Source organism: Candidatus Methylomirabilota bacterium (genome assembly GCA_028870115.1).
Lineage (GTDB): Bacteria > Methylomirabilota > Methylomirabilia > Methylomirabilales > Methylomirabilaceae > Methylomirabilis.
The window spans coordinates 105,811-121,451 of sequence record JAGWQH010000082.1 but is presented as its reverse complement, the minus strand read 5'-3'; the positions used below and the strand labels follow the sequence as shown (position 1 = coordinate 121,451).

The 15,641-nt window shown below is 56.0% G+C and carries 16 protein-coding genes and 2 tRNA genes; 13 read left to right on the top strand and 5 right to left on the bottom strand.

Features of this window, described 5'->3' with window-relative positions:
• Positions 1–67 precede the first annotated feature (67 nt).
• From ilvB to KGL31_09580, 13 genes are all read left to right on the top strand, one after another.
• On the top strand, positions 68–1,810 hold the full coding sequence (gene ilvB / locus KGL31_09640) for a biosynthetic-type acetolactate synthase large subunit (protein ID MDE2322158.1): 1,743 nt from the start codon (positions 68–70) through the stop codon (positions 1,808–1,810).
• Positions 1,807–2,400 carry an acetolactate synthase small subunit gene (ilvN, locus tag KGL31_09635; GenBank protein MDE2322157.1) on the top strand — a complete coding sequence of 198 codons (594 nt, stop codon included), beginning with the start codon at positions 1,807–1,809 and terminating at the stop codon, positions 2,398–2,400. The genes ilvB and ilvN overlap by 4 nt, the downstream gene beginning before the upstream one ends.
• A 16-nt stretch (positions 2,401–2,416) precedes the next feature.
• Entirely contained in the window at positions 2,417–3,421 is a 1,005-nt protein-coding gene (gene ilvC, locus KGL31_09630) for a ketol-acid reductoisomerase (GenBank protein ID MDE2322156.1), read from the top strand.
• Between the two features lie 245 nt (positions 3,422–3,666).
• Complete coding sequence (gene metF, locus KGL31_09625; protein ID MDE2322155.1) at positions 3,667–4,539, top strand: methylenetetrahydrofolate reductase [NAD(P)H]; 873 nt, start codon at positions 3,667–3,669, stop codon at positions 4,537–4,539.
• Positions 4,540–4,726: 187 nt separating this feature from the next.
• On the top strand, positions 4,727–5,671 hold the full coding sequence (gene miaA, locus KGL31_09620) for a tRNA (adenosine(37)-N6)-dimethylallyltransferase MiaA (GenBank protein MDE2322154.1): 945 nt from the start codon (positions 4,727–4,729) through the stop codon (positions 5,669–5,671).
• A gap of 5 nt (positions 5,672–5,676) precedes the next feature.
• Positions 5,677–6,981, top strand: coding sequence for a 3-phosphoshikimate 1-carboxyvinyltransferase (gene aroA, locus KGL31_09615; protein MDE2322153.1), 1,305 nt, complete (start codon positions 5,677–5,679; stop codon positions 6,979–6,981).
• Positions 6,982–7,015: 34 nt separating this feature from the next.
• Positions 7,016–7,717 carry a (d)CMP kinase gene (locus tag KGL31_09610; protein ID MDE2322152.1) on the top strand — a complete coding sequence of 234 codons (702 nt, stop codon included), beginning with the start codon at positions 7,016–7,018 and terminating at the stop codon, positions 7,715–7,717.
• A gap of 45 nt (positions 7,718–7,762) precedes the next feature.
• The gene (locus KGL31_09605; GenBank protein MDE2322151.1) at positions 7,763–8,509 is read left to right on the top strand and encodes a 1-acyl-sn-glycerol-3-phosphate acyltransferase; all 747 of its coding nucleotides are present in this window, start codon (positions 7,763–7,765) and stop codon (positions 8,507–8,509) included.
• 39 nt (positions 8,510–8,548) lie between these two features.
• The gene (locus tag KGL31_09600) at positions 8,549–10,285 is read left to right on the top strand and encodes a 30S ribosomal protein S1 (protein ID MDE2322150.1); all 1,737 of its coding nucleotides are present in this window, start codon (positions 8,549–8,551) and stop codon (positions 10,283–10,285) included.
• Positions 10,286–10,299: 14 nt separating this feature from the next.
• Positions 10,300–11,169, top strand: a complete 870-nt coding sequence (gene sppA, locus KGL31_09595) for a signal peptide peptidase SppA (GenBank protein MDE2322149.1) — start codon at positions 10,300–10,302, stop codon at positions 11,167–11,169.
• A gap of 59 nt (positions 11,170–11,228) precedes the next feature.
• Complete coding sequence (locus tag KGL31_09590; protein ID MDE2322148.1) at positions 11,229–11,510, top strand: integration host factor subunit beta; 282 nt, start codon at positions 11,229–11,231, stop codon at positions 11,508–11,510.
• 336 nt (positions 11,511–11,846) lie between these two features.
• The gene (locus tag KGL31_09585; GenBank protein MDE2322147.1) at positions 11,847–12,335 is read left to right on the top strand and encodes an HIT domain-containing protein; all 489 of its coding nucleotides are present in this window, start codon (positions 11,847–11,849) and stop codon (positions 12,333–12,335) included.
• 10 nt (positions 12,336–12,345) lie between these two features.
• Positions 12,346–12,831, top strand: coding sequence for a bifunctional nuclease family protein (locus KGL31_09580; GenBank protein ID MDE2322146.1), 486 nt, complete (start codon positions 12,346–12,348; stop codon positions 12,829–12,831).
• Between the two features lie 514 nt (positions 12,832–13,345).
• On the opposite strand, the gene KGL31_09575 is transcribed toward KGL31_09580, so the two are convergent.
• The 5 genes from KGL31_09575 to KGL31_09555 form a co-directional block, all read right to left on the bottom strand.
• Positions 13,346–14,056: a tetratricopeptide repeat protein gene (locus KGL31_09575; protein ID MDE2322145.1), complete on the bottom strand. Its 711-nt coding sequence runs from the start codon at positions 14,054–14,056 to the stop codon at positions 13,346–13,348.
• 31 nt (positions 14,057–14,087) lie between these two features.
• Positions 14,088–14,164, bottom strand: a tRNA-Arg gene (locus KGL31_09570).
• Positions 14,165–14,196: 32 nt separating this feature from the next.
• The gene (locus tag KGL31_09565) at positions 14,197–14,718 is read right to left on the bottom strand and encodes an adenine phosphoribosyltransferase (GenBank protein ID MDE2322144.1); all 522 of its coding nucleotides are present in this window, start codon (positions 14,716–14,718) and stop codon (positions 14,197–14,199) included.
• Positions 14,719–14,897: 179 nt separating this feature from the next.
• Positions 14,898–14,974: transfer RNA gene (locus KGL31_09560), tRNA-Pro, on the bottom strand.
• A gap of 3 nt (positions 14,975–14,977) precedes the next feature.
• Entirely contained in the window at positions 14,978–15,619 is a 642-nt protein-coding gene (locus KGL31_09555; protein ID MDE2322143.1) for a protein-L-isoaspartate(D-aspartate) O-methyltransferase, read from the bottom strand.
• Between the last annotated feature and the right edge of the window lie 22 nt (positions 15,620–15,641).

Genomic DNA, 15,641 nt, shown 5'->3' with positions numbered 1-15,641 from the left:
TTCGCGCGTTCCGTATCCCGAAAGAGTTGCAAACTTACGGGATCAGAGGGTACAAGGAGACGAGAACATGAAATTGACAGGATCGGAGATATTGCTGAGGAGCCTGGTCGAAGAGGGCGTTGATACCATCTTCGGCCACCCTGGTGGGGTAATCCTGCACACCTATGACGTATTGACCGATCCCGCCGTTGCCTCGAAGATCCGGCATATCCTCTGCCGCCATGAGCAGGGCGCGACGCACGCCGCGGAAGGGTACTATAAAGCCAGCGGCAAAGTAGGGACTGTTATGGTGACCTCGGGGCCGGGGGCCTGCAACACCGTCACAGGCCTGACTGACGCTCTGCTGGATTCCATGGCCATCGTGGTGTTTACCGGTCAAGTACCCACGACGGCCATGGGCTGCGACGCCTTTCAAGAGGCGGATGTTGTCGGCACTACACGTACCTGCACCAAGCATAACTTCCTTATCCTCAAGACCGAGGATATTCCCCGGATTGTCAAGGAAGCGTACCACATCGCCCGATCCGGTCGACCTGGACCGGTGTTGGTTGATCTCCCCAAGAACGTGGTTATGGGACGCGCCGAGTATCATGGGCATCCGCAAGAGCTGCACATCCGCGGGTATAAGCCGACTCTCCAAGGTCATGCCGGCCAGATTAAACGGGCGGTTGAGTTGATGAAAACCGCCCGCCGACCGCTCATATACGGGGGCGGGGGGATTATTCACTCGGAGGCGTACGAAGAACTCCGCGAGCTGGTCGCCGTGACCCGGATCCCGGTTGCGCTCACGCTCATGGGTTTAGGCGCGTTCGATACATCTGATCCGCTATGGCTTGGCATGGTGGGAATGCACGGACCCTACTGGTCGAATATGGCGATGATTCACTGCGACCTGATGATCGCCATCGGGTCGCGATTCGATGACCGTGTGACCGGCAAACTATCCGAGTTCGGCAAACAGTGCAAGATCATCCATATCGATATCGATCCTACCTCGATCAGGAAAACTGTGCATGTGGATGTCCCGATTGTGGGCGATGTGAAGCAGGTGCTCGGCGAGCTCAATAAAGAAGTGCGCCAGGTCGAACGACACTGGGCCAGCGACTTTGGAGAGTGGTATGCCCAGATCGCGGAATGGAAGGCGAAACACCCGCTGCGGTACGGCCCGATGCTGGACGTGATCAAGCCACAGTATGCCATCGACATGATCTTTGAGGTCAGTGAGAGGATGAATCCGATCGTCGCAACCGGCGTGGGCCAGCATCAAATGTGGGCAGCACAGCGCTATCGAGGTCGAAGGCCGCGCCGATGGCTGACCTCAGGCGGTCTCGGGACGATGGGCTACGGATTCCCCGCGGCCATGGGTGCCCAGGCGGCTTTCCCGGGCGATCTCGTGATCTGCATCGACGGCGACGGCAGCTTCCAGATGACCAATCAGGATCTGATCACCTGCGTTGAAAACAACCTGCCGGTCAAGGTGGTGATCATCAATAACGGCTATCTCGGAATGGTTCGGCAGTGGCAGGAACTCTTTTACAACAGGCGATATTCTCAGGTAGACCTGACGATTCAGCCTGACTTTGTGAAGCTTGCAGAGGCATATGGGGTGATCGGCCTCCGCGCCAGACGGCCGGACGAGGTCAAGCCTGTCTTAGAGCAGGCCTTTACCACACCGGGACCGGTCATTGTTGACATAGTTACAGAGCGGGAAGAAAATTGCTTTCCCATGATTCCACCGGGTGGGGCGATCAAGGAGATCCTCGACTATGGCGATCCGATCCCAGAGAAGCTGTTTCAGGGCCTGAGATGAGAGAACGGACCAAGGCGATACCGAAAGAGGCCAAGGCGCGTCATATCATTACCCTGCTCGTCGAGAACCACGCGGGCGTGCTGGCTCGCGTGGCCGCGTTGATTGCCGCCAAAGGGTACAACATCGACAGTCTTACGGTGGGGGAAACCGTAGATCCGTCTATCTCCCGAATGACCCTCGTCGTGAGAGGAGACGACTCGGTGGTCGAGCAGGCGGTCAAACAGCTCAATCGGCTCATTGATGTGATCCGCGTGACCGACCTGACCGGGGAAGAGTTCGTCGAACGCGAGCTTGTGCTCGTGAAGGTGAAAGCCAAACCGGAGGCAAAGGCTGAGATCCTCCGGATCGCCGATATCTTTCGGGCCAAGGTGGTGGATGTGGCTCCCTTTTCGTACATGTTGGAGCTGACCGGCGCCGAGGATAAGTTGAACGCCTTTGTTGAACTTCTCAGGCCGTACGGCATTCAGGAATTCGCAAGAACGGGCATGACGGTGATGACCAGAGGCAACAAAACGCCCGGCAAGCAGACCGAAGAGATGTGGAAGGAACCGGACACGAAGAAGGTGGTTGGGCTTGTCGAGAAGGGATGAGGGGGATGGAGGGCAGATGACCAAGTTATATTACGACAAGGATGCTGATCTGAATCTGCTGGCGGGGAAGGCGATTGCTATCATGGGATATGGAAGCCAGGGCCACGCCCATGCGCTGAACTTCAAAGAGAGCGGCCTCGATGTAATCGTCGGTCTCTATCGGGAAAGCAAATCGTGGGACAAGGTCAAGTCTGACGGATTGAAGGTTGCCACGTGCGAGGAAGCAGCCTTCAGCGCAGACGTGATCATGATGCTGCTGCCTGACCAAACCCACAGACAGGTCTACCAGGAGTCAATCGAGAAGGCGCTGACCCCTGGCAAGACGCTGATGTTCGCCCATGGCTTCAATATTCACTTCCACCAAATCGTCCCTCCGCCAACCGTGGACGTATCGATGATCGCACCCAAGGCGCCGGGCCATCTCGTGCGCCAGGTCTTTACGGAAGGGGGCGGCGTTCCGGCGTTGCTGGCTGTCCAGCAGGACGTATCGGGGAAAGCGAAGGCGATGGCCCTGGCCTACGCGAAAGGGATCGGGTGTACCAGGGCCGGTGTGCTCGAGACGACGTTTCGTGAGGAGACTGAGACCGACCTGTTCGGCGAGCAGGCCGTCTTGTGCGGAGGAGCCTCCGCCCTGGTGAAGGCCGGATTTGAGACGCTGGTGAATGCCGGCTATCAGCCCGAGCTAGCCTACTTTGAATGTATGCATGAGCTGAAGCTGATTGTCGACCTGTTCTATCAGGGCGGTCTGGCGTATATGCGCTATTCGATCAGCGACACGGCAGAATATGGCGACTATAGCCGCGGTCCCCGCATCGTGAATGAGCAGGTCAAGGCTGAGATGCGAAAAATCCTTGGTGAGATACAGACTGGCGCCTTCGCTCGGGAATGGATCCTGGAAAACCAAGCCGGCAAACCCAGCTTTCTGGCCATGCGCAAGCAGGAGGCAGAGCATCCGATCGAGAAGGTAGGCAAGGAGCTGCGGTCCATGATGTCCTGGATCAAAAAGCCCGAGACCCACTAGTCGAAACCTCGACGGAGCCCGCGTATACGGATCAAGCCGTTCAGCTCGACGGCTATTCGAATAGCAGATTAAGGATGTGGCGCGGCAGGCCCTCGCAGATGGGCGGACGGAAGCGAGGGCCTTCGTATTTCGCCTTCCCTGATCATTATCGGCCTCTGTGGCGTGGTGGTGGCACCTGTGATGTTCCTTCTATGGGTGTTCGCATGAGAGGACAGGCAGTTGTGTAGGGGTGATTGCTGAAACGAATGAAGATCGTCAACATGTACGGCAACGGTCAATTTGGACTCTCTTTTGAGATATTCCCCCCCAAGACTGAGGCTGGGGAGTTTCAGTTGTTTTCCGCCCTTGAAGCGCTGATGGTGTATCGTCCCTCCTTCGTGTCATGCACCTATGGCGCCGCAGGCTCGACTCGGGAACACACGCTGGAGCTGACTGTAAAGATCCGCCAGGCTTGTGGCGTGACCACAGCAGCTCACCGGACCTGTGTGGGATCGACTGCAGAGGAGATTCGGCGATGGCTGAAAGAGGCCACCGACCTGGGTATAGAGAACATCGTCGCCTTGCGCGGCGATCCCCCAAAGGGGCAGGCGGAGTTCAAAAAGCCAGAGGGCGGGCTGGCGTATGCCAATGAATTGGTGGCGCTGATTCGGCAGGAATTCCCCCACTTCAGCATTGCCGTCGCAGGCTATCCCGAAACGCATCAGGAGGCACCAAGCCCTGCTGTCGATTTAGCGAACCTGAAGCGAAAGGTGAACGCAGGCGCCGACGCAGTCATCACCCAACTCTTTTATGACAACCGCGATTTTTTTGAGTTTCGCAGTCGTTACGCAGAGGCCGGAATTGCAGCACCTCTGGTCCCGGGTATTCTGCCGGTGATAAACTTGAGCCAGGTTCAGCGCATTACATCCATGTGTGGAGCGAGGATACCGGTCTCGTTTCTCACTGAGCTGGAAGCGTATCGGGATGACCCCGATGGGCAGGTGGGCGTAGGGGTACGATACGCCATCCGACAATGCCGAGAACTGCTTGATGCGGGTATCCCCGGTCTGCACTTTTACCTCCTCAATAAAGCTGACGCCACCTTCCGAATCCTGCAGGCATTGAAGCTGCCCAGGTGACCTGTGTCCGGTCAAAAACGTGCGAAGCACGAATGCGTCGCTCGGGCCTTTTCAGGTTGCACCTCGGACGTCGTGCTCCCGTTGTTTCTGATGTATAATTGCTTGCAGCAATGTATACCCTTCAACCTAAACGCCTGAGTAGTTCCGTGATAGATTATGTGAAGGAGGCAGCAATCTCTTGAGCCCTGTGCCGCTTATTGTGCTGGTGGGTCCGACTGCGGTCGGAAAGTCATCCATGGCTCTTGCCGTAGCGGAGAGGGTAGGGGGCGAGATCATCGCCGCCGACTCGATGCAGGTCTACCGCGGTCTCGACATCGGGACTGCGAAGCCGAGCGTGGACGAGCGAAAACGTATTCCGCACCACCTCCTGGATCTGAGGGAGCCTGACCAGTCCTTCACGGCGGCCGATTATGTAAGGCTGGCTTCTGCGGCCATTGCCGATATCCGCGCTCGTGGACGTCTCCCGATCATGGTAGGAGGAACCGGCCTCTATCTCCGCGCGCTCTTCCACGGTCTGTTTGGCGGACCATGGGAGATGACCCCACTCAGAGAGACACTGTATCAGGAGGCCGAACGGGTAGGTAGCGCGACCCTTCACCAGCGGCTTAAGACCATCGATCCCGAGGCGGCTGCGACAATCCATCCCAACGACCTCATTCGGGTCGTACGAGCGCTCGAGGTGGCAGCCGTAAGTGGCCGTCCCATCTCTACGCTCAGAACAGAGGCGCGTCGCAATCATAGACCGATTCCAGGACCTGTGCTGCAGTTCGGACTTGAGCGGAATCGCCGCGAGCTGTATCAGCGGATTGAGGTCAGGGTAGAGGCGATGATGGAGCAAGGATTGTTGCGTGAGGTCCGGAATCTGCTCGATCGAGGCTACTGCAGTACGCTCAGGCCGTTACGAGCTATCGGATACCGTCATATGATCGGGCACCTGAAAGGACAGATCAGCCTTGATGACGCGGTCGCCTCTCTCAAGCGCGATACACGGCGGTACGCCAAACGTCAGCTCACCTGGTTCCGTCACGAAGACGGGATCGAGTGGTTGCCTGTAGAAGGATCGGTGGTGAGCGAATGTATGTTCCGCTTGCTCATCGAGCGAATCGAGGCTGCATGGTCAACAACGGTGTAGGGCGGATGCGGGTCGACCCTATCGGTCCGCTGAAAGGTGAACTGATTCTTCCAGGTGATAAGTCCATCACTCATCGCGCGATCATTCTGGGTTCGCTGGCCGATGGAGTCAGCGAAATCACCGGTGCGCTTCGAAGCCATGACTGCCGTGACACCGCAAAGGCGTTGGGGATCATGGGTGTGACGGTTGAAGAGATGGGTGACGATCGGCTGCGGATTCGGGGGAGCGGGCTGCACAGCCTGAAGGAACCGGAGGAGATCCTGGATCTCGGGAATTCCGGAACAACGATGAGGCTCCTGGCGGGTGTGCTGGCGGCGCAGCCGTTCTTTTCGGTGCTGACGGGTGACCGGTATCTGCGAGTACGGCCGATGGCCAGAGTGGCCATGCCGCTGAGGTCGATGGGGGCAACAATTCTGGGTCGTGAGCGCGGCAACTTTCCTCCCCTCGCCATTATGGGGGCGCGACCAAAGGCGATCGACTATGTGAGCCCAATCGCCAGCGCCCAGGTTAAATCCGCGATCCTGTTGGCCGGTCTCTTTACCGACGGGGAGATGACAGTCACAGAGCCATCCCTCTCGCGCGATCACACGGAACGGATGTTCGAGGCGGTCGGTATACCGATCCACCGTAATGGTTTACGTCTTCGAGTCGGTGGCATCGAGAAGATTCCCGCGTTTCAGATCGCGATTCCTGGCGATTTTTCAGCGGCTGCCTTCTTTCTTGTCGCGGCCCTGGTAATCCCCGGGTCAGAGCTGACATTGCGAGAGGTAGGCATCAATCCGACTCGAACCGGCCTGTTGGATGCGCTGCAATCGATGGGTGCAGTGATTGAGGTCAGCCGAAGGCGTATCGTCTCCGGTGAGCCGGTCGCCGATCTCCATGTCAGGAGTCAAGCGCTGCAGGGGACCGAGATTGCCGGGGCCCTAATCCCCCGGATGCTCGACGAGATCCCGGTGTTTGCCGTGGCTGCGGCGCATGCCGCGGGTGTCACCACGATACGGGACGCCGCCGAACTCCGGGTCAAGGAGGTGGATCGGCTTGCCGCGCTTGTCAAGGAGTTCCGTCGGTTCGGAGTTCAGATTGAGCAACACCCTGATGGTTTGGTGATTCAGGGAAACTCTTCACTATCCGGATGTCACTGCGACAGTTGGGGAGATCACCGGATGGCGATGGCGTTGGCCGTAGCGGCCTTGTCGGCAAGGGGGAGCACCACCATCTCCGATCCAGCTTGTGTCGGCAGCTCGTTCCCGGATTTCTGGAGTCGGTTGGACGCTGTCATACCGGGGGCGGCCGTACCGTTGGAGATCTGACGTCTCAATGCAACGCACGAGGGACAATAACCAATTGAGAAGTACAACGAATTGTCTTGTCATCGCCATCGACGGGCCCGTAGGGGCAGGAAAAAGCACGGCGGCTCGCCTGCTCGCCAAGCGACTGGGGTATCGTTATATCGACAGCGGAGCCATGTATCGCGCGCTATCGTGGAAGGCGCTGCGAGCAGGCCTTGACCTGGACGATGAACGATGCGTGCGGCGGCTGGCCGATGAGACTTCCATTGTCATCGAGCCTGCCGGTGATCGAGAACTGATATTGGTCGATGGACAAGAGGTCAGCCGGCAGATCAGAGAGCGCGAGGTAGAACAGGCAACTTCGAGAATCGCTACCCACCCGAGCGTTCGTCGTGTGATGGTCACACACCAGCGACAAATGGCAGCGCAGGGTGGAGTAGTCATGGACGGGCGTGATATCGGTACAGTGGTCTTCCCGGACGCCGATGTGAAATTCTATCTCACGGCTCATTTAGATGTACGGGCGAAACGTCGTTATCTCGAGGTACAGGCGACAGGCGCGACCCGTGAGATGGATGAACTTGCCGAAGACATCAAGTTGCGGGATACAAGAGATATGGGCCGACGCGACTCGCCACTACGAAAAGCCGACGAGGCCGTTACCATCGATACAAGCGATTTACCTGTTTCTCAGGTGGTTGATGCGATGGAAGAGGAGATCAGACGAAAGCTGACCGCTTTAAAAGGCTTTACCTGAGTGCCCTGAATTTTTTCTTGCGTTTCAGGGAGATAGTCGGATAACATGGGGGTCACTTTCTTTCGGGGTCTTGCTCTCAAAAAGGCGATCGGCTATTCTATCTTTACCTTGGGTCGCCTTCTATGCCTCGGCATTGCAAAGGTCGCGTTCCGTCTCCATGTCGGGGGGCAAGAGTTTATTCCCCGTACGGGACCGGCGATCCTGGCGGCGAATCATGTGAGCTACATAGATCCCATTATCATCGGGATCGCGATTCGGCGTCCGGTTCGTTTCATGGCAAAAAAAGAGCTGTTCCGTTTCCCGTTGTTTGGCTGGCTGCTTCGGCAGTTCGGCGCTTTTCCGGTCAATCGGGCCCGCACCAACCTGCAGACCTTTAAGCAGGCGATCTCTCTTCTGAAAGCAGGGGAGATCGTGGCAATCTTTCCCGAAGGAACGCGCGGAGATGGCGTCGACTTGCGGCCCGCCAAGCCAGGGATTGGACTGATCGCGGCGCGAACTGGCGCACCAGTGATTCCAGTGTTTCATCGGGGAACGGAGAAGGTATTTCCCAAAGGCGCATGGCTTCCGAGACCGTATCGAATCACGATGAATTTCGGGGCGCCATGTCGGTTCGTCGAAGAACAGGCTGGTAAAGAACAGGGCCAAGTCATGATATTCAGCCGGACCATCATGGAGAAAATCGCCGCTCTGAAGACTTGGTCGGAGAGCGGTTCTCGATCAGGAGACGATCGGACTTACGCAACAGGAGAGGCTATGCCGACAAAGAAGCGAGGGATCAATGAGCGGACGTGAAGGAAACGAGTATCTTATCAAAGGGAGGAATTAAAGGGTATGATGTCTGAGACGGACAAGGTGGAAGAGGCTGTGCACACATCGACGGACACGCTGGATCGTGAGATTCCCGCTCAGGAGCACCCCCAGGAGTTAGTTGATTTATACACCCAGAGCCTGCGGGAAATCACTGAGGGGGAGATCGTCAGGGGGACTGTGCTGGAGATCAGGAACGATATGGTCCTGATCGATATCGGCTACAAGTCTGAAGGGGCTATACCAATCAAGGAGTTCCAGACGCCCTCTGGAGAAGTCACGGTCAAGGTCGGCGATGTTGTCGATGTCTATTTAGAGCAGAAAGAGGATAGCGACGGCCTCATTGTCCTCTCGAGAGAGAAGGCGGAGAAGACCAAGATCTGGGATGACATTCGGCGGGCCTACGAAAAGGGCGAAGTGATCAGTGGGATGATCCTGGGCCGCACGAAAGGTGGCCTGACGGTAGATATTGGCGTCAGGGCCTTTCTCCCGGGCTCTCAAGTTGATCTGCGGCCTGTCCGCGACCTTGACAAACTGATCGGGAAGAGCTTCCCGATGAAAGTGATAAAGCTAAACCAGCGCCGGGGCAATATCGTGTTGTCCAGGCGCGAGTTGCTTGAAGAAGAGCGTCGATCCCTCAAGGAGAAGACCTTGCAATCGTTGGAGGAGGGGAAAATTATACGAGGCAAGGTCAAAAATATTACTGAGTACGGCGCGTTCATCGACCTAGGAGGACTGGACGGGCTGCTTCATATCACCGATATGTCCTGGGGCCGCGTCGGTCATCCTTCCGAGCTCTTTTCCGTCGGCGACGAGATCGAGGTCGTGGTCCTCAAGTTCGACCGGGCGGCGGAACGGGTGTCGCTCGGCCACAAGCAGCGCCTGAAGGATCCATGGGAGGATGTCGATCAGCGTTTTGCTGTCGGCTCCCGTGTTCGCGGTAAGGTTATAAGTTTGACTGACTATGGCGCATTCGTTGAGCTCGCCGAGGGGATCGAGGGGTTGGTGCACATCTCTGAGATGTCCTGGACTCAGCGGGTGAAACATCCTTCTAAGGTCGTCTCAGTCGGGGACTCGATAGAGGTTATCGTCCTGGATGTAGATAAGGTGAACAAGCGGATTTCTCTAGGGCTTCGCCAGATCGAACCCAACCCATGGTTGTCGATCGAGGAAAGCTACCCTGTGGGAACGCGCGTCGAAGGGACCGTCAGGAATCTGACCGACTTTGGCGCGTTCGTTGAACTGAATGATGGAATAGATGGACTGATTCACGTGTCCGATATGTCCTGGACCAAGCGGGTCCGCCATCCTTCTGAGGTCTTGAAGCGAGGAGACAAAGTTGAGGCGGTAGTTCTGCACACCGATAAAACGAATCGGCGAATCTCCCTTGGCCTCAAGCAGAGTCAGCCCGATCCCTGGCAATCTACCGTCCTCGATAAGTACCGCGTCGGTATGGACGTGAAGGCCAAGGTGGTTCGGCTTACCGATTTCGGAGCCTTCGTGGAATTGGAAGACGGGGTAGAGGGGCTCCTGCATATCTCCGAGCTGAGTCATGAACGGGTCGCGAAGCCAGAGGATGTCGTCTCCATCGACCAAGAGCTGTCTCTCAAAATTATCAAGTTGGACGCCAACGAGCGCAAGCTCGGGCTAAGTCTTCGCGCCTACCTCGACACCCAGGACGCGTCGGACCAGAAAACTGATCAGCCCTCCCCCGATCAGCACCCATCAGATCGTCAGGAAGAGGGGGTCGAACCCGAGTAGAGGCAAGCGGGGTGGTGAAACGGACTTGGCTGGTCGTCAGTCTGGCAGTGTTCGTAAGCCTGCTGCTCCTGTTCGGCTTGGCCTTCTCGCTCGGTAGATGGGAGCGATTAGGCGGAAGCAAGGTCGCGCTGATCACGGTTGAAGGGGTCATCCTGGATTCCAAGGAGGTTATCGAGCAGCTCGAAAAATACCGAGAGAACCCATCCGTCAAAGCCATTGTCCTCAGGATCAACAGTCCGGGGGGTGGGGTGGCGCCCTCTCAGGAGATCTATGAAGAGTTGCTCAAGACTCGTCAGACCGATAAGAAACCGGTAGTCGCCTCTATGGGGAGCGTCGCTGCGTCAGGTGGCTACTATATCGCGAGCGCAACGGATCTTATTGTGGCGAATCCCGGCACCATTACCGGCAGCATAGGAGTTCTACTTCAGATTCCAAACATCACTGGTCTTATGCAAAAAATCGGTGTAAAGTCGGTGGTCGTGAAGAGCGGCCAGCACAAGGATCTCGCGTCTCCTACCCGCGAGATGACCGCTGCCGAGCGCCAGATCCTTCAAGGCATGCTGGACGATATCCATGACCAGTTTATCGATGTGGTGGCCAAAGGCAGGCAAATAGATCGTAAAAAGATCGAGGCCATGGCAGACGGGCGGATTTTCAGTGGGCGAGAGGCGCAATCGCTTGGATTGGTAGACCAACTTGGTAATCTTCAGGACGCCATCGAGCGGGCAGGAGCGTTAGCCGGGATCCACGGGAAGCCGGCCATCATCCAGGAGCGAAAGCGGGGATTTTTTCTCATTGATCTGCTACGTGGCCTGAATCTACTTAATATCGATTTGCCGATCTTTCCATCCTCAACGCTCTCTGTGAACTATCTTCTCTGGTAATTGAATCGTTCCACCATACCGGGCCGATGCAGTTTCCGAACGCGGAGGAGTTGCCAGTCATGACAAAGGCCGACTTGGTAGAATTGGTTGCTGCCCAAGTGTACCTGACTAAGAAAGACACCGAAGTCGTCATTGATACCATCCTCGAAAGCATCTCGAAGGCGCTCGCTTCGAAAGATGACGGGAAGGTGGAGCTTCGCGGCTTCGGGAGTTTCCGTACCAGGCAGCGCCGCGCGCGGCAGGGTCGTAATCCGCAGAGCGGTGAAGCCGTTCACGTTCCCCCAAAGCGAATCCCCTTCTTCAAACCGGGAAAGGAGTTGAGGCTGCTCATCGATAGCTAGTCCTGATGAGTCGCCTACCGCGTCCGTAAAGGGCATACGCTGCACAAGCCCTATCCCGGCTATCCCCAGATTCTAACATTGCATGAAGAAAGCGTCGATACGAGAGATACCACCTTTATCAGCAACGATAAGCCGCATAAGGGCTTGCCCCCTTCCGGCCAGTACTCTCGAAGTCGCGAAATCCGCTCCCTACCGCGATCGCAACGCCCTAAAAAGATCTTGCGACAGCCAGGATTGAGTGTTAGATTTAGTCAGATACATCAGATACAGTCGTCGGCAATTTATGCCGGCGTTGGTGTAAGGCCGTAGCCTTGGGCAGGTGCAGATTGCCGTATGATGGAAACGCTATGGGCACCATGGAGAATGGTATATGTAGAGAATATCGGGCCTTCCGGCTGCCTATTTTGCGAAGCGCCGGCATCCCAACAAGACGAACAGAATCTCATCCTTTATCGAGGGAAGCTCGTATTTATTCAGATGAACCTGTATCCATACAATCCTGGACACATTATGATCGCTCCATATCGGCATCTGGACGACCTACAAAAGCTGTCGGTGGAAGAACGACTCGAACTGATCCAAGAGGCCGCCAGAAGCACGTCGATTCTGCGTGAGATCATGAGTCCGGACGGGTTCAACCTGGGCATAAATCAAGGAAAGGTTGCGGGAGCCGGTGTCGAACACCATCTTCACTTACACGTAGTTCCGCGTTGGAGCGGAGACACCAATTTTATGCCCGTCGTCGCACAGACCAAAGTTATCCCTGAAGAGTTGACTGTTACCTATCGGAAACTTGCTTCCATCTTTTGTAGGACTTCGTCATAAGGAGAGCATGATGCTCATCAAGATGACCGTACGCGGCATTGCGCTGGATCCGATTACGAATATGCCGATAGTAATCTTGAAGGATCCTGATGAGCGCCGTGCCCTGCCGATCTGGGTCGGGATCTTTGAAGCGAATGCTATTGCGTTGGAACTCGAAAAGGTATCGACGCCTCGACCGATGACCCACGACCTACTCAAAAATATCCTGGACGGTCTCGGTATCACCGTTCAGCAGATTACTGTCAACGACCTGAAAGAAAATACGTTCTACGCGACCATCGACCTGAATCACAACGGTAGCGTCGTCAAGATCGACTCCAGACCGAGCGATGCCATTGCATTGGCCCTCCGCACAAACGCCCCGATCTTCGTCTCTGAGAACGTCGTTGCGCAAGCCAAGAACATCGAGGTCTCAGAAGAGAAAGAAGAAACGGACAAATGGAAGGAGTGGCTTGAGAATCTGAAGCCGGAGGATTTCGGAAAATATAAAATGTGAAGCGCGATTCCCTCAGCTCATCTCTATGTTTTTACCTTCCTTCCCCACCTAGTGTACTGATTCTTCAATTCGTTTACCCAATCCGTAAGTTCCGGTCACACCTCCGTTCTACAGGCAAGCAGCAAAGAATGAACGTCCTGTTATTTATTCAAGTTGAATATAATAGTTGACATAATCTCTCTTATACGACGTTACATACTTAGTCAATACCCCATGCGATGCGGCGTACCCGTAAGCATGAAAGTATGTCGCGAGGCCATGCTACTCAATAAGTTGTCATTGCGAGCGACCAACGGGAGCGTGGTAATCTCAGCGTACTTCAGATTGCGAAGAACGGTGAGATTGCTTCAGTCGCTACGCTTCCTCGCAATGACGTGGGCGGGAGACTGTCGAGACGACAGGCCAGATCTGATGATCGTGCAATACCTGCACCTGGAGCCTGTCTTACTGCCCAAATGAGGGATCAGTCGCGAGGTAAAAGAGAGAGATAAAAGGAACTACAAGCGTTGGATGATTAACGAGAGGTCAGGCCAGACTTATACAATTCGGCTTGTGCACGCTGGGCCCAGCCGGTATTGGGATAGGTCGCAACGATTTTTTCGTACAGTGCGCTCGCCTCTTTCAGTCGATTCATCCCAACATAGGCTGCGGCCAGATGCAGATCCGCCTCAGGAAGCAAGGGCTCTTGAGCAAACTGTTCGATAAGCCTGGAGTACGTCTCGATCGCTTTCTCATAACTTCGCTCCGCCAGATAGGTATCCCCCAGTCCGAGACCGGCCGAAAAGGCAATGAGGCCCTTGGGATTTTTTTCGAGGTAGGTGGTGTACGCAGCCCGCGCCTCGTTGTACTTGCCTGCCGTGTAGTACTGGTTACCGAGACGTAGCGTGGCCTCCGCGGCGGCAGTACTCTGGGGATAACGACTCATCACCTCTTGCAGGAGCCGAATTCCCTCCTCCCGTTTCGCGTCGTCAGAGCCGCTTCGTATACTGGCATCGAGCTGGCTGACTGCCTTATGTAGAAGGGTCGCAGAGTCAGTTTCCTTCCTGCCGCTCCAAGCGAAATACCCGGCGGTCACGGCGGAGAGAGCCAATAGCCCGATCACTGCGGCGGCAGCCAACTTCCACTTGTCAGTGACGAACGTGGTGAGCCGTTTCGCGCTGTCCGCCGCAGAACGGCGTGGATCTGTGTGCCAATCAGGATTGGTGGTATGAAGCCGCATCGTCATTTGTTTTCACTCCCCATGGGACCGCATGGGCTGGTGCGCCCGACAGGACTTGAACCTGCGGCACAGGGTTTAGGAAACCCTTGCTCTATCCATCTGAGCTACGGGCGCCTGTTGCACGTTTGACTCGGTCAAGACGCTGATCAGAACTGGATCAATGAGAAGACTTCCCGATCCCCGAACCGTTCTCTCCCCTGCAGAGATAACAGCTCAATCAGGAAAGCCACGCCAACGACATGGCCGCCGAGGCGAGTAATGAGGTCGATCGCAGCACTCATCGTACCGCCGGTGGCGAGTAAGTCGTCCGCCATCAGGATCCGCTGGCTTGGCAGTATGGCATCCTGATGGATCTCAAGCGTGTCGGCGCCGTACTCCAAAGCATACGTCGTGCGGTGTGTCTTATATGGCAGCTTCCCGGGCTTTCGGATCAACGTTGTACCCGCATGAAGCCTATAGGCCAATGCCGCAGCGACAATGAAGCCCCTCGCCTCTACACCTACCACCAGATCGATATGTCGATCGTGAAATCGCTCAGCAATCTGGTCAATGGCCGCATGGAAGGCCTTACCGTCCGCCAGCAATGGCGTGATGTCTTTGAAAACGATCCCCTTTTTTGGAAAATCCGGGATATCCCGAATTTTCTGCTTCAGCGATTCAGTAGGCATCTCTACTGTCCCTCACTAATGGTGGGGAACCGTCCGATGGCGGCCTGCATCACAATCGTCTGAATAACCGACAAAAAACAAGCCCGCATAGCTTACCGTTATATCGAGCGACGATCCGGGATATCCTGACTGCTGCCGGCACCTATCAGTCAAGAGACTCGCCACATTAGGAAAAATAATGGTCGGGGCGATTGGATTTGAACCAACGACCCCTTGCTCCCGAAGCAAGTGCGCTACCAGGCTGCGCTACGCCCCGACATCATCCGTCCCATCCCTGTTGGCCAATCAATTTGACAAATGCACAATGTCCGAGATCCGTCCACCGTATGGTCGTCCCTCTCTTTACGCCTTTCTTGAGAACCTGATTCCATGGTTGGCCGACCGGCAGCACCAGACGCCCATGATCAGCGAGCTGTTCGGCCAGAGACATCGGGATCTTAGGAGCGCCAGCGCTCACAATGATAGCGTTAAAAGGCGCCTTCTCCTTCCAACCAATGGAGCCGTCCCCTGCACGAATCCACGCGTGGTAGTACCCGAGTGACTCAAGTCGATACCGCGCGCGTAACGCGAGCGTTCGATTCCGCTCAACCGAATATACCTTCACGCCCATTTCCGTCAGGATCGCTGTCTGATATCCGGAGCCAGTCCCGATCTCCAGCACCCGCTGATCCGCTTCGAGCTCAAGCAGCTCTGTCATAAGCGCTACCATAAACGGTTGCGAGATCGTTTGCTTCTCACCAATCGGCAAGGGACAATCGCCGTAGGCACGCCCCCAGAACGCTTCTTCCACAAACAGATGTCTGGGGACCTTGCCCATTGCCTGCAGGACCCCAGGGTGCGTAATCCCGCGTCTCACCAGCTGCTCGGCTACCATTCGCTGCCGGGCAACCGCGTAATCCATTATGCAAACGCAACGCTGTTAT